The 13,632-nt window shown below is 64.6% G+C and carries 11 protein-coding genes; 2 read left to right on the top strand and 9 right to left on the bottom strand.

Annotation, left to right across the window (positions count from 1 at the left end):
* Positions 1-8: 8 nt before the first annotated feature.
* The 9 genes from ACTJJX_RS28390 to ACTJJX_RS28350 all read right to left on the bottom strand — a co-directional run bounded on the left by ACTJJX_RS28390 (position 9) and on the right by ACTJJX_RS28350 (position 11,095).
* Positions 9-1,337, bottom strand: coding sequence for a cellulase family glycosylhydrolase (locus ACTJJX_RS28390; protein ID WP_003117345.1), 1,329 nt, complete (start codon positions 1,335-1,337; stop codon positions 9-11).
* Positions 1,327-2,514: a glycosyltransferase family 4 protein gene (locus ACTJJX_RS28385; RefSeq protein WP_003158941.1), complete on the bottom strand. Its 1,188-nt coding sequence runs from the start codon at positions 2,512-2,514 to the stop codon at positions 1,327-1,329. Before ACTJJX_RS28385 ends, ACTJJX_RS28390 begins: the two co-directional genes overlap by 11 nt.
* Positions 2,514-4,502, bottom strand: coding sequence for a GumC family protein (locus ACTJJX_RS28380; protein ID WP_003113719.1), 1,989 nt, complete (start codon positions 4,500-4,502; stop codon positions 2,514-2,516). The genes ACTJJX_RS28385 and ACTJJX_RS28380 overlap by 1 nt, the downstream gene beginning before the upstream one ends.
* 14 nt (positions 4,503-4,516) lie before the next feature.
* Positions 4,517-5,287, bottom strand: a complete 771-nt coding sequence (locus ACTJJX_RS28375; RefSeq protein ID WP_003089227.1) for a polysaccharide biosynthesis/export family protein — start codon at positions 5,285-5,287, stop codon at positions 4,517-4,519.
* Between the two features lie 29 nt (positions 5,288-5,316).
* Complete coding sequence (locus ACTJJX_RS28370; protein ID WP_016852907.1) at positions 5,317-6,228, bottom strand: glycosyltransferase family 2 protein; 912 nt, start codon at positions 6,226-6,228, stop codon at positions 5,317-5,319.
* Positions 6,228-7,694 carry a mannose-1-phosphate guanylyltransferase/mannose-6-phosphate isomerase gene (locus ACTJJX_RS28365; protein ID WP_003113717.1) on the bottom strand — a complete coding sequence of 489 codons (1,467 nt, stop codon included), beginning with the start codon at positions 7,692-7,694 and terminating at the stop codon, positions 6,228-6,230. Before ACTJJX_RS28365 ends, ACTJJX_RS28370 begins: the two co-directional genes overlap by 1 nt.
* On the bottom strand, positions 7,694-9,130 hold the full coding sequence (locus ACTJJX_RS28360) for an undecaprenyl-phosphate glucose phosphotransferase (RefSeq protein WP_016852908.1): 1,437 nt from the start codon (positions 9,128-9,130) through the stop codon (positions 7,694-7,696). The genes ACTJJX_RS28365 and ACTJJX_RS28360 overlap by 1 nt, the downstream gene beginning before the upstream one ends.
* Positions 9,131-9,662: 532 nt before the next feature.
* Positions 9,663-10,259: a transglycosylase SLT domain-containing protein gene (locus ACTJJX_RS28355; protein WP_003089218.1), complete on the bottom strand. Its 597-nt coding sequence runs from the start codon at positions 10,257-10,259 to the stop codon at positions 9,663-9,665.
* 116 nt (positions 10,260-10,375) lie between these two features.
* Positions 10,376-11,095, bottom strand: a complete 720-nt coding sequence (locus ACTJJX_RS28350) for an MOSC domain-containing protein (protein WP_016852909.1) — start codon at positions 11,093-11,095, stop codon at positions 10,376-10,378.
* Between the two features lie 497 nt (positions 11,096-11,592).
* Between ACTJJX_RS28350 and ACTJJX_RS28345 the strand changes: the two genes are divergently transcribed.
* Both ACTJJX_RS28345 and ACTJJX_RS28340 read left to right on the top strand, forming a co-directional pair.
* Complete coding sequence (locus ACTJJX_RS28345; RefSeq protein ID WP_123789296.1) at positions 11,593-11,811, top strand: hypothetical protein; 219 nt, start codon at positions 11,593-11,595, stop codon at positions 11,809-11,811.
* Positions 11,812-12,119: 308 nt separating this feature from the next.
* A complete protein-coding gene (locus ACTJJX_RS28340; RefSeq protein ID WP_004423958.1) occupies positions 12,120-13,391 on the top strand; it encodes an IS4-like element ISPa1635 family transposase in 1,272 nt (423 codons plus the stop codon).
* The last annotated feature ends 241 nt before the right edge of the window (positions 13,392-13,632 follow it).

The following is a 13,632-nucleotide window of genomic DNA, read 5'->3' as shown; positions in this document are numbered from 1 at the left end:
GGGTGGCTTCACTCCCAGACCAGCATCTGCAGGCTGGACTTCACCGGGACTTCCAGGCCGTCGCTGCCGCTCAAGGGCGTGACCTTGCCGCTGAGCGGATCGTGCAGGGTGGCCTCCTTGAGCTTCGGTAGGCGCACGTTGCCGCCGCGGGCCGACCAGAACAGCCAGACGTTGCGACCGTCCTCGCGGGTCCAGCCGATGCTGAAGGAACCGTCGGGCAGGTTCTCGGTGACCGGCGGGTCGGCCGGGCGCAGCTTCGGCCCGGTGACCTTGAGGAAGCGTTGCAGGGCCAGGTAGACCGGCTTGGGGTTGGCGTCCAGGTCGAGCAGGCCGTAGTCGCGGTCGCGCACGCTGGCGCGCTGGTCGAGATCGCTGAGGGTGAAGAGGAAGATCCGGTCGTAGTCCAGCGCACTCATCAGCGCCAGGCGACGCAGCACGTAGTCGGCCTGGCCTTCGACGCCAATGATGTCCTGCAACTCCTTCGGCCCCTTGTAGGCCGACCAGCCCCACTCGGTGCTCCAGATCGCCGGCACGCCGGCGTTGCGCAGGGCGCGGTTGATCTGGTTGGCGTGGGAGACGAAGTCCAGGTTCCACGGGTAGTTGCCTTCCGGCAACTGGGTATAGGGGTGGTAGGTGGCGATGGTGCCGAGGCTCTCCACGCCCAGGTGGCCGAGGGCGTCGAACATGGTGCGGCCGTCGGGCATCTCGCTGAAGAAGGCCATGCCGGCGGAAACCACCGGCTTCTCCGGGTCGACCATGCGCAGGGCGATGGTGCTGGCCTGGAGCAGCTTGGCGTAGCCTTCCGGGTCGGCCTTGGGCCGCCAGAAGCCGATCAGGTTGGGCTCGTTCCATACCTGCCAGGCGGCCACGCTCGGGTAGCGCTGCGAGAGCATCGCCATGCGCCGGGCGAAGACTTCCGGGTCGCGCGGCGGATACTGGTCCTGGAAGGGCGAGTAGAACGGCGCGGTGGTGATGAAGCGGGCCGAGCCGACCAGGTAGAACACCGACTTCAGCTGGCGCGCCTCGAGATCCTTGACCAACTGGTCGAGGGAGGCCAGCTGGTACTGGTCCTCGGCGGTTTCCAGGCGGTCCCAGTGCAGGTCCAGGCGCACCCACTCCAGCCCCAGGTCCTGCAGGCGGTCGATCTGCTTGTTGTAACGCTCCGGGCTGAACCAGAGGAACTGCGCGTTGACCCCGAGGAAGTCTTTCCAGACCACCGCGCGAGGCGCCTTCAGTACCTGGATCTCGGCGTCGGCGGGACGCCCCCAGAACACCAGCAGCAGTACCACGGCGAGCAGCAGCGCGCTGCCGCCCAGATAGAGTCCCTTACGTGCCATGAACGGTTCCCACCATGTCGTTGAACAGTGCCTGGAAGCGCAGCGCGGTGCGCGGCCAGGTCCGCGCATGGCCGATCGCTCCGGCGCGCTCGGCCCAGGCCTGTGCCAGGCGGGGTTCGCGAGCGAGGTTCAACAACTGTTCGGAGAGGGCTGCCACGTCTCCCTGAGGGTAGATGGCGCCGTTGCCGCTGGCGACTTCCTCGGCGAAGGCGCGAGCGTCCGAGGTGATCGCGCCGCGCCCGCAGGCTGCCGCCCAGGACAGGGCGCCGCTGGTGCCGCGCTGCTGGCCGAGCAGACCGAGTTTCTTCGACTCGCGGTACGGCAGGACCATCACGTGGTGGGCCTGGATGGTACGCGGGATGTCCGCGGCGGCCAGGTTCAGGTTCCAGTCGATGGCGTCGGCCAGGCCAAGCTCGGCGATCTGTGCCTTCAACTGGTCGAGGTAGTTGCCGCCGGCGCCGAAGGCCATTTCCGCGGCGGTGCCGCCGGCCAGGGTCAGGCGCACGCGCTGGCGCATCTCCGGCGCGCTGGCGAACAGGTCGGCGAGGGCCTCGAGCAGGTCCTCGATGCCTTTGCCGCGATAGATGAATCCGAAGTACAGCAGGCGCAGGGTGTCCAGCGACGGCAGCGGCACCGTGGCGATCTCCAGGTTGCCGTGGTTGATCACCTCGACCCGCCCGGGCGGCAGGCGCATCCGCCGGGCCAGGCACTCGCCGCCCAGGCCGGTGAGGGTCACCAGGCGCGTCAGGCCCTGGGCCACGGCACGTTCTTCGCGCAGGGTCAGCGGGTCGGCGAGCACCACGGCGGCCTGGGGCAGGGGAGAGGGCAGGCGTTCCAGCAGGTTCAGCGGCCAGGGCAGGCGCTCGCGGCGCCAGACCATGCGCTCCGGATCGTGCACCGTGGCGCTCAGCGGCAGGCGCGGGAAGCGCTTGCGCAGCTCGCGCAGGGCGATGAACTCGCCCAGGCGGCCGCCGCCGAGTTCGGCATGGACCAGGTCGAAGCCGTTCCAGTCGACGCTGTCCAGCCGGCTGGCGATATTCGCGCTGTCGGCCGCCACGCCGGCGAGCGGCGTGGCTACTTCGATGCCGAGACCCTGCAGGGCGTTGCGGAAATGACTGGCGTAGTCGGCGATGCCATTCTTTTCCGGCGGCAGGGGCGCGAGGAGGGCGATCCGCATCAGAACGCGCTCCGGTAGCGGGCGATGGTCTGCAGGACCTTGCTCGGCACCTCGAAGCGGCGCCGGTTGATGATGATCCCGTCGACCTTGCCGAACGCCGTGGTGAGGATGGTCAGCGCATGCTCGACCACCGGCACGGTGCTCTTCTGCGCCTCTACCACCAGGGCGATCAGGTCGGCGCGGCGCAGGGCGATGAAGGCCTCGCGGCTGTCCAGCAGGGCCGGCGCGTCGAGCAATACCACTTCACCCGGCTGGGCCGGTTCGCCGCCGATCCGCACGCGCACGCCGTTTTCCTCCAGCAGGCGGCGCAGTTGCTCGATGATGAAGGTCACGCCTTCACCGTGGCGCGCCGAGGTCAGGCCCAGGGTCAGGCCCTTTTCCTCGATGCGCGCGTAGGGCAGCAGCCCGTACAGCCGGTAGATGCTGGCGGTGAAGGCGTTGCTGCTCTCCGCGGTGCTGTTGCTCAGCTCCGGCAGGGTGGTCCACAGCGGCAGGCCGAATTTCTCCTCGACCAGGCCGCCGTCGTGGATGCGCTGGTCGAGCAGGTAGCAGAGATAGACCACCAGCAGGCCGACGGCGAGGCCGAAGGGCACGGCGAGGAACAGCATCAGCAGGGTTTTCGGGAAGATCCGCCCGGGGTTGTAGGTGGCTTCCTCGATCACCGAGATGTTGCTGATCTGGCTCTTGTCCAGTTCACGGTCGATCCGCGATTTCTCCAGGCTGTCGACGTACAGCGCGTAGTTGCGCTCGGTGGCGTTCAGCTCGCGCTGCAGCCGCGCCAGGGTCGGCTCGATGTCCAGCGCTTCGCGCCGTTGCGCCTCGAGTTCGGCGAGCTGCTTTTCCTGCTCCGCGAGCTGGGTGCGCAGGGCCGCGTTGTTGCTGGTCTCGTCCAGCAGGACCCGTTCCAGGTGAGTGGTCAGGGTGTTCGGCGCGCGGTCCTCGGAACTCTGCACGGTGGCGCCTTCGTCCTGGACTTCCTTCTCCAGGGCACGGATCGAGGCGTCCAGGGCCTTCACCGGCGGCGCGTCGTCGGTGTAGGTGCGCATCATGTCGGCGCGTTCCAGGCGCTTCTGGTTGAGCAGCCGGCGCAGGTCCTGCTGCGCCGGGTTCAGCGCGATCTGCCGCACCGTGACGATCTCCCTGGGCAGCCCCTTGAGTTGCTGGCGGGTGGATTCCAGGGCGCTGTCGGAGGAGGCGATCAGGCGGATCGAGTTGAAACGCTCGCCGCGCAGCACGTTGATCCGCTCGGACAGGTCCTGCAGGCGGTCCTCGATGCTGGATGCGCCGATCTCGTTGAGGTGCTTGAGGATCTGCGCCTTGTAGCTCTTGATCTGCGCCGCGCTGTCGGCAGTCTGCGCCTCGTAGAAGGCGTACAGGCTCTTGCGGCCGAGCGCCTGGGTGCGCTCTTCCATGTAGATCTCGATCCAGGCCTTGACCACTTCCTGGGCGACTTCCGGCTCGCTCCAGGTGAAGCTGATCTCCATCACCGTCGAGCCGGCCGCATGGGTGACCTCGAATTTCTTCTCGAGGTCCTTGGCCAGGCGCTCGACCGCGGTGGTTTCCTCGATCACGCCGAAGGTTTCCAGGGTCACGCGAATCCCGTCGAACACCGCGCCGATGGCCTTCTTCACATAGAACTTGGTGCGCTTCCACAGGCCCTCCGGCGGCGGCCGGTTGGCCAGCACCTCGAGGTAGCGCTCGGCCACCTGACGGACGATCGGCCGGCCGGTGAGCAGGCGTTCTTCGTCGACGATAGGGTCGCGCTGGGTGCTCGGCATCACCAGCGCCTGGCGGTTGCTGATCTCGATCGGCAGGGTCGAGTCACGGCCCGGCTTGACCAGCAGGCGTGCGTTGGACTCGTACTTGGCCGGCAGCAGGAAGGCGCCGAGGACGATGATCACCACCGCGCTGAGGGCCGCCAGCTTGAACTCGCGCTGGTAGATGAACAGCAGGCGCAACAGATCACGCAAGGAACGAATTTCTATCATGGCGATGTCGCTCCTCAGCGATCATTGTTGACGGTGTAGCTGACGCCGACGCCGATGGACTTGGCGAAGGGCAGCAACTGGTTCAGGTAGACGTCGACGCCCTCGATACGGTCGCCGACCATCGACTTGGGCACGAAGACGATGTCGCCACGCTGCATGGCCAGGGGCTTGCGGCCTTCCGGCCCGATCTTCATCAACTGGCTGAAGTCGAGGAAGTAGGCGTGATAGCGGCCTTCCGAGTCCTCGCGCATGAGCGCCACGCGGCGGGCGTCGCCCACCGGCAGGATGCCGCCGGCGCCGAGGATCGCCTGCTCCATGTTGTTGGCGGCGGGGATCGGCACGGCCGACGGGTTGCGCACCGCGCCGCCGACGAACACCGTATTGCCCGGCGCCTGGTTGATGTTCACCGTGACCCGCGGCTCGCGGTAGATCGGCGCGAGCTTGGTGGTCAGCTCGTTGGCGATTTCCTGCGGCGTGCGGTGCGCGGCCTGGATGCGACCGATGAACGGATAGTAGATGCTGCCGTCGTTGAGCACGGTGTACAGCGTCAGTTCATAGATGGTGGCGACGTTGAACGCCGAGAGGGTCGGCATCTCCCCGGCATCGCGGACGATCCGCAGGGTGTCCCCGACGCGCACCCGCTCCATCGCCGGCGGTAGCCTGGCGAGTTCTTCCAGGGCACGCTTGCCGCTGTCCACGGTGTCGCTGTCCGGTGCGGGAATCCGTGCGGGGGTGTTGCATGCGGCCAGGGCGAGCATGGCGAGCATGAGGAGGGTGCGTTTCATGAGGGAGCACTTCCTGTAGGTCATGATGTTCACTTCCAGTAGCCTGGAAACATGCTGATGCGGCGCTTGAGGGCGACCGGCAGGTGGCGTTCCAGCTGGCCAAGGCGGTAGCCGAGCAGCTTGAACGCGCTACGCAGCGCTATTTCAGGTACGCGATACAGGGCACCGGCGGCACGCAAGGCCTGTATCTCGGCGAGGACATAGCGCTTGCCCTCGCCACCCGCGCCGCCGAAGGCGGCACGTATCCAACGCTCGCGGCCGTAGAACACGCCGATGTCGAAATAGCGGCGGAACTCTTCCAGCAAGCGGTAATCGTGGGAATGGTAGACCTCGGCGCTGGCCGCGTAGCGCACCGCGTAGCCGGCCTGCAGCAGGCGCGCGGCGACGTAGGCGTCCTCGCTGCCGATGACGTCTTCGGGGAAGCCGCCGACGGCCGCCAGGGCGTCGCTGCGGTAGGCGGAGAACGAGTCGGAACTGAAGCAGGTCTTGATCCCCAGTTCCGAGGCGTCGGCCAGGCGCTTGCTGCGGCTTTCCGGCGGGTAGTTGAAGCGCCGCGCCTGGGCACCGAGCAGGCCGGCGCCGGGGTGCGGCAACTGGCGGCCGTAGGCCACGCCGATGTCGGCCTCGGCATAGAGTTCGTCGAGCAGGTTGGCGAAACTGCCGGGCGAGGCGGGAATGGCGTCCTGGGTCAGGTAGATCAGCGCGTCGGCCTCGACCTGCTGGCTGGCCCAGCGCCGCGTCCCGCCGTGGTTGAAGCTGGCCGGCTCGATGACCTCGACCCGCGCGCCGAAGGCGCGGAAGCGCTCCACCGTGTCGTCGCTGGAGCGGCTGTCCACCACCAGGATGCTGTCCGGCTGCCGCCGTTGCGCGGCCAGGGCCGGCAGCAGCCGGTCCAGGTGCGCGCCGGCGTTGCGCGTGGGAATGACCAGGGCGCAGCGCATCAGGCTTTCTTCTCGTCGCTGGCGGGGGCGCGACCGTAGATGTCGTTGAAGCGGACGATGTCGTCCTCGCCGAGGTACTCGCCGCTCTGTACCTCGATCATCACCAGGTCGATGATCCCCGGATTGCTCAGGCGGTGGCTATGCCCGGCGGGGATGAAGGTGGATTCGTTGGTGTTGAGGAGAAACTCGCGCTCGCCGTTCTCCACCAGCGCCATGCCGCTGACCACGATCCAGTGCTCGCTGCGATGGTGGTGCATCTGCAACGACAGCGAAGCCTTGGGGCGCACCACGATGCGCTTGATCTTGAAGCGGCGGCCTTCCTCGAGCACGGTGTAGGTGCCCCAGGGCCGGCTGACCGTGCGGTGCAGGCGGAAGGCGTCGTGGCCGCGACGCTTGAGTTCCTGGGCGACGAACTTGACGTCCTGGCTGCGCGCCGCGTCGGCCACCAGCAGGGCGTCGGGGGTGTCGACGATGATCAGGTCGTGCACGCCGACGGCGCCGACCAGGCGCTTCGGCGAATCGATGTAGCAGTTGCTGACGTCGTGCAGCACGCTTTCGCCGCGTACCTGGTTGCCGTTCTCGTCCGCCGCGCTGAGTTCGCGCAGCGCCTGCCAGGAGCCGATGTCGCTCCAGCCGATGGAGCAGGGCACCACGGCGACCTTGTCCGAGCGCTCCATCAGCGCGTAGTCGACGGAGATGTCCGGCGCCTCGGCGAAGGCCCCGGCGGCCAGCTCGCGCTGGCGGCACTGGCCGTTCTCCAGGCTGCTGCCGTCGGCCAGGGCGGCGCGGGCGGCGATCAGCACCTCCGGCGCGTGGCGCTCCAGTTCCTGCAACACGGTGGCGGCCTGGAAGCAGAACATGCCGGCGTTCCACAGGTACTTGCCGCTGTCCAGGTAGGACTGGGCGGTGGCCTGGTCGGGTTTCTCGACGAAGCGTGCGACCCGGAAGCCGTTGCCCAGCGGGGCGCCCTGTTCGATATAGCCGAAGCCGGTCTCGGCGCGCTCCGGGGTGATGCCGAAGGTCACCAGGTAGCCTTGGGCCGCGAGTCCGCGAGCCTCGGCCACCGCCGCGGCGAAGGCCTGCTCGTCGCGGATCAGGTGGTCGGCGGGAAGGATCAGCAACTGCGCCTGGTCGCCGAAGTGCTCCTGCACATGCAGCGCGGCGGCGGCGATGGCCGGCGCGGTATTGCGTCCCACCGGCTCCAGCAGCAGGTCCTGGGCCAGGCCGCTGCGGTTGACCGCGCGGTAGTCGTCCAGGGTGCGGAACAGCAGGTCGCGGTTGGTCACCGTGAGCAGGCGGGCGACGTCCGGCAGCCCGGCGATACGCAGGAAGGTCTTCTGCAACAGGCTCTGGTCATCGGCCAGGCGCATGAAGGGTTTCGGCATGCTCTCCCGGGAAACCGGCCACAGGCGGGTCCCGGAACCGCCGGAAACGATGCAGGGGATCAGCGGGGCGACGGCGTTCATCAGTAGACTTCCTTGGTCAGGAGTACGGCTGGCACCGTACGGAACAGGATGTAGAGGTCGAACCACACCGACCACTTGGCGATGTATTCGAGGTCGTATTCCACGCGTTTCTTGATCTTGTGCAGGGTGTCGGTCTCACCGCGGTAGCCGTTGATCTGCGCCCAGCCGGTGATGCCGGGCTTGACCCGGTGGCGCGAGCTGTATTCGCTGACCGCCTCCTCGAAGGGAATGCCGGCGGCCTTGGTCGCGGTGGCGTGGGGGCGCGGGCCGACCATCGACATGCTGCCGGCGAGCACGTTGAACAGCTGCGGCAGCTCGTCGATGCTGGTCTTGCGGATGAAGCGGCCGACCCGGGTGATGCGGTCGTCGTCGCGGGTGGTCTGGCGTTCGGCGTTGGCGTCGGTCCTTTCCGTGTACATCGAGCGGAACTTGAAGACCCAGATCAGCCGGTTGTTGTAGCCGTAGCGTTTCTGCCGGAACAGCACAGGCCCCTTGGAGTCGAGCCTGATCGCCAGGGCCACCAGGCCCATCAGCGGGGCGAAGAGGACCAGCGCGATGCTCGCCAGGACCAGGTCCTCGCAGCGCTTGATCAGCGGCGACCAGCCGCGCAGTGGCAGCTCGGACGCGTTGAACATGGGGATCCCGGAGACATCGACGATGCGGTTGTGGGCATGCCGGAAGGCAGCCATGTCCGGCACCAGCAGGACGTTCACCGGCAATTGCCGCAGGCGATGGACGATGGCGCCGATGCGCCCCTCGGCGAACCAGGGCAGGGCGACCAGCACCTGGTCGACCTGTTCCTGGCGGATCAGCTTCTCCAGGTCCTTGGTGTTGCCCAGCAGCGGCAGCGAGTTGTAGTTCTCCGGGACCCGCTCGGAGCGGTCGTCGATGAAGCCGATGATGCCGGAGCGGATGTCGTGGTTGCGTACCAGGTATTCGGCCAGGTGCATGCCGCTCTCGGTGAAGCCGAGGATCACCGTGCGTTGCAGGTACATGCCGCGTTTCATCCAGGCCCGGTACAGGCGCAGCACCAGCAGGCGCTGCACGCCGAACAGCAGCAGGCTGCCGGTGAACCAGAAGATCACCAGCTTGCTGCTGAGGTAGGGAAACAGGCCCAGGCCCTGGTACATGAACAACAGCAGGCAGAACGCCGAGGCCCAGGCGAAGAACATGATGCGGAAGCGCAGGCGGTTGCTGAAGATATCGTCGGAGTAGACGTCCAGTGCCTGGAACATGATCACCGTGAGCGCGCCGAAGAACAGCAGCAGCCCGAGCATGTTGCTGCGCAGCTCCACGGGAACCAGGCCGGGGTAGTACAGCAGGAACAGCGCCGGGGCGATGGCGGTGAGCGCGTGTACCAGTTTGGTCGCGACCAGGAAGTACTCGATGAATCCAGCCCGTGTCAGCGACAGGCTATCTACCGACTTCGAATGCATGTTGTTTGCTCTGCCGATCACGGGCAGTCCATTGAGTGGATAGGGAAGAGCAAGGCGGTGAAGCGTCAATTTAGTGACTATTTTTCATTTGCCACGCGGTTTAGTCATTTTCCCGTCGAATAGGTTCATTCGTCGATAGTGGCTTTGTGATAGCTATCTTAGCATTCCCAGGGAAATATCCGTAGTCTGGGTAAGTTTTTTTAGTCAATTTATTGACGTATTTCTGGCGCCAAACTTTTATCCAAACAGTAGACGAGGAAATCTGACGCCGCCAATCCGCGAGCGCTCTGGCCTGGGAAGCGAAGCGGGGCGAAAGGTGAGGGCAGGCCGCTCGGCCAGGTGGCTAGCCGCCGGTTCGACGACCCGCCTGTTCACTGGCGCTGCGGGCTGGCTGGGCAGGATGCGCCTGCGGTTCCATGACGCAGGTTGGCCGTTCGAGCGTGCCGGTCCGACCTGGGGGGCTTGGCGGACGTTGTCCGTTGCCCTCGTCGAAGGCGGAATAGGTTCGGGCCCGCGGCGTGCGCGGACCGGGCTACCAGAACCAGCCGCCGCGCGACAGCTCCTGCTGGCAACTGCGGTACTGGGCGCCGAACAGCGAGGCGCGGGACTGGACCTTCTGCGAGACGTTCTTCAGCCATGGCTTGGCGTCGTAGCTGCGGTTGCGGTAGCCGCCCCAGCCCTCGTGGTAGTTCAGGTACTGGCCGTAGGCGTCCCACTTGGAGACGCCGTTGACCCGCTGGCTCTTCTGGATGTACCAGCCCATGAAGTCCAGGGCGTCGGCGAAGTCGTCGCGGCTGGCGCCCCAGCCGCCGGCCTCGCGCTTGTAGTCGGCCCAGGTCTCGTCCTTGGCCTGGGCGTAGCCGTAGGCGGAGCTGACCCGGCCCCAGGGGATGAAACCGAGGAAGTAGTAGCGCGGCGGCAGGGCGTCATGCTTGAAGGAAGATTCCTGGTACATCATCGCCATCGGCACCTGGACCGGCGCGCCCCAGCGCTGCTGCATCTTCAGCGCCGCCTCGTGCCATTTCGGTTTTTCGCGGAAGATCTCGCAGAGGTTGTCGGGATTGGCGGGGGGCTTGGTGGCGCAGCCGGCAAGAGCCAGGAGCAGGGCCGGCATCGAGAGCCGCAGCATGAAAGGGGTCCTTTGGCAGACGTCTGGGTCGCTTAACGCTGGCGCTTTATACCCGCTTTCCGGCACTCCATGCATCCCCAGGCCGATTCCCTGCCTGCGGGGGCGTCGGCGCTTCCTCAGGTCGGCCTGGGCGTCTCGACCTGGCCGGGGGCTCCCTCCAGGCGCGGCCCCCAGTCCTCGACCTGGCCTTTTTCCAGGCGCCGCTCCAGGGTGCGCCGCCAGGATGGCGTCAGCGGCAGCGCCAGGCACTGGCGCAGCAGCTCGGCGTCGGCCCGCCTGTCGAACAGCACCTCGGACAGGCGCAACAACGACCAGTCCGGATGGCGCCGTTCGACCAGTTGCAGGATATCGCCAGCCGCCACCACGCCTTCCTCCAGCACCCGGTAGTACCAGCCGGTGCGCCCGGACTCCTGCACCCTCAGGGACATCCCGGCGACCTCGAAGCGGTCGTTGAGCTTCCAGCAGGGCATGCGCCCCTGGGACACCTCCAGCAGCGCGGTGCCGGCCCGCACGCGGTCGCCGAGGCAGACGTCGGCTTCGCTCCAGCCGCTGGTGCTGAAGTTCTCGCCGAAGGCGCCCGCCTGCATCAGCAGGGGGTGTTCGCCCAGTTCGGCGATCCAGGCGGCGTAGTGTTCGCGTGGGTAATGGTGGATCGCTTTCTCGACGCCGCCATGGACGCGCAGGTCGCCCTGTTCGTCGCCCTCCAGGCCGACGGGGGTGACCCTGAGCGCACCGTCGCGCGGAGACTTGGCGATGCCGCTGCGCGAGCCGGGGCGGGTGAAGGGCCGGGCGCGGCCGGTGAGAAGGGCATCCAGGGGTAGGGCAGGCAGGGGCATGGGAGGGTTCTCTAAGATGCGAGATGGTATCGACTAAATACAATATAGAGTCCGCCAAGCCTTCGCCCGCTGTCAAGCCGCCAGACCCATCCGGATGCGTCGATAGCCTCGGTGGGCGGGGGTTCGTCCCCAGGACCTAGCTGAGCTGGCCGTGGGATTCTGAAGCTCGTCAAGAGTTTTGCCGTAATGGTCACGCTGGCTTGCACGCTACGGTGCTTACGACATTACTTTGCGTACGGAACCTAGCGCAGAAGTAACACAAGCAAGTGTTCACTCGATATCTCCAAGCATGAAATGGATTTTAGAATCTATAAATTGTAGCGAATACTTCTAGTCGACTCATCTACGATAGTTACAATCTGGGTGACATGTCATTAGTATTCTCCATGGGGTGTTTAATGAAGTAAAACGCAGATAAGACATGGTGCCGCTAAGGACCTGCCGAAGAGGGTGTCCGAAAATATCCGGCATTTGTCCGAAGATACTCTAGAAAAAAGATGCTTCATGCTGGTTTTATCAGCTTCCGGGCTAGTAGTACGCATGAGGTGGCGGATGGAAACAATGAAAAAGACCGAATCTATCCTGTTGCTGATCCTCCGGGATATGCGGTGATGTTGGGTTTTTTATTGCGGGCGTCTATTGATGAGTCTGCCGCTTCATCTAAGGGCGATATCGATCATACTGCAGTGTTTCGTGTTGCTAAATTGAAAACATAGTCCAAGAGAGGCGGATACCTTCGCGACTCAGATAATAGTAGTGCATGGCATGCGTGCGGAGTAGTGTTAAGTGAGTTAAAAGTAAATATCAGTAGATGGTGAAGTGCTCTTGATCTTCACCTTTAAGAGAAAAGTCCTTAAGGACTTAACCTTGCTCCGCTACCGGATAGTCACTGGCTGTTAGCCAATGTCATCAACTTTGGAAATTATCCATAAATATCATATAATTAGCGCTCAAATCAGTGCATGGGAGAAGCCCTTTTGACTACCTATACCGCATCGCTTGACACCGCCAGCCAAACCCTGGCTTGAAAATTGTACAAAAAATAACCAGCCCGCTCGATTGTCCCGCCTTCATCGCCGCCCACCGCCAGAATCCTCAAGACTTTACCCGCCGACGCCAGCTCACCTTCAAGAACCTCGTCCTGTTCCTGCTCAATCAGCCGCGCACGGCCCTGCAAACCGAACTCGATCAGTTCTATCGCGTACTCAATCAGGCGTCGACTGAGACGCAAATGGTCACTGCGCAGGCCTTCTGCAAAGCGCGCAAAAAGCTCAACCCCGAGGTATTTGAAAGTCTCAATCGCCTCCTGCAGCAACAAATTGACTGCTTCGGGCTGCGTCAGAAGTGGCGTGGGCTGAGGGTGCTCGCGGTGGATGGCTCGACCGTGCATTTACCCCTGGAGTCGACCATGGCGACCTTCTTTGGCAGTCACTCTGGCTTTCCCATGGCTCGCTTGTCCACACTCTACGAAGTCGCTGACGGTCAAACCTTGCATAGCCTGATCGTGCCCCTGACAGTCGGTGAGCGCGACTGTGCCCATCTGCACCTTGAGCACCTGCCGGCTGACAGCCTGACGCTGTTTGACCGTGGTTACCCTGGGCACTGGTTATTCGCGCTGTTCGCGCAGCAACAGCGGCACTTTCTGATGCGCCTGCCCTGTGGCTATAACGCCCAGGTCAAAGCGTTTCTACACTCTGGCCAAGTTGAAGACACACAGCTTTTCGTGGCCAACCATCCTGAAGCACGTCTGTTCTGCTCCGAGGCTGGCGTTGATCCTGCCAGCCAGATCGAGCTGAGACTGATCCGGGTCGAGTTGGCCAACGGCGAAAGCGAAGTATTGCTGACCTCGCTGCTGGATCGAGAAGCCTTTCCCGCTGAGGTGTTTGCCGAGCTTTACCACCGCCGCTGGGGCATCGAAACCGACTTCCGTCGCCTCAAACAAACCCTGACGCTGGACAACTTCAGCGGCCGCAGCGTGACCGCTGTAAAGCAGGACTTTCATGCCGCTCAACTGTTGAAGAACCTGGCGCTGTTGATGCAGCACCTGCTACAGCCGGTCATCGAACAGCGCCACAAAGGTCGCAAGCTGCGATGGAAAGTCAACTTCACCCAAGGCGTGTCACGGCTCAAAAATACCCTGGTCGAGCTGCTGGTGCGGCACTGTGCTCAGGGGCTGAGCAATGTGCTGGCCTTGATGGCTAAAAGCCTCAGTGCCGTACGCTCAGGCCGTAGCTTTGCGCGCCAACGCAAACGCGCAGCCAGCCGAGGTTGTGAGGGCTACAAACCGACGCGCTGAAGAAACACCACCGCCCAACCTCCGTGCAAAAAAAGCTGGCCACAAGCGGTCGGCATAGGCTCGTCCGGAGGACGAGAAATCTCGCCTAGACAGCCGGAACAGACGATGATCACATCACCGCCAGCCCAGCTAGACCGCCTGATTGAGCGGCAGAGGCCTGGTCATCGCCCGACGGCCATGGCGGCTGGCTGCTTCGGGGGGCTTGCCTTGGGCAGGGCTGCAGCTTAGGTTGATGACATTG

This window comes from Pseudomonas sp. 22490, from assembly GCF_052044465.1.
Classification (GTDB): Bacteria; Pseudomonadota; Gammaproteobacteria; order Pseudomonadales; family Pseudomonadaceae; genus Pseudomonas; species Pseudomonas aeruginosa.
This window is presented reverse-complemented; position numbering and strand designations above follow the sequence as displayed.

Coding starts and splice junctions, on each gene's coding strand:
- ACTJJX_RS28390 (WP_003117345.1), bottom strand. CDS start 1,337: ATGGCACGTAAGGGACTCTATCTGGGCGGCAGCGCGCTGCTGCTCGCC.
- ACTJJX_RS28385 (WP_003158941.1), bottom strand. CDS start 2,514: ATGCGGATCGCCCTCCTCGCGCCCCTGCCGCCGGAAAAGAATGGCATC.
- ACTJJX_RS28380 (WP_003113719.1), bottom strand. CDS start 4,502: ATGATAGAAATTCGTTCCTTGCGTGATCTGTTGCGCCTGCTGTTCATC.
- ACTJJX_RS28375 (WP_003089227.1), bottom strand. CDS start 5,287: ATGAAACGCACCCTCCTCATGCTCGCCATGCTCGCCCTGGCCGCATGC.
- ACTJJX_RS28370 (WP_016852907.1), bottom strand. CDS start 6,228: ATGCGCTGCGCCCTGGTCATTCCCACGCGCAACGCCGGCGCGCACCTG.
- ACTJJX_RS28365 (WP_003113717.1), bottom strand. CDS start 7,694: ATGAACGCCGTCGCCCCGCTGATCCCCTGCATCGTTTCCGGCGGTTCC.
- ACTJJX_RS28360 (WP_016852908.1), bottom strand. CDS start 9,130: ATGCATTCGAAGTCGGTAGATAGCCTGTCGCTGACACGGGCTGGATTC.
- ACTJJX_RS28355 (WP_003089218.1), bottom strand. CDS start 10,259: ATGCTGCGGCTCTCGATGCCGGCCCTGCTCCTGGCTCTTGCCGGCTGC.
- ACTJJX_RS28350 (WP_016852909.1), bottom strand. CDS start 11,095: ATGCCCCTGCCTGCCCTACCCCTGGATGCCCTTCTCACCGGCCGCGCC.
- ACTJJX_RS28345 (WP_123789296.1), top strand. CDS start 11,593: ATGCTTCATGCTGGTTTTATCAGCTTCCGGGCTAGTAGTACGCATGAG.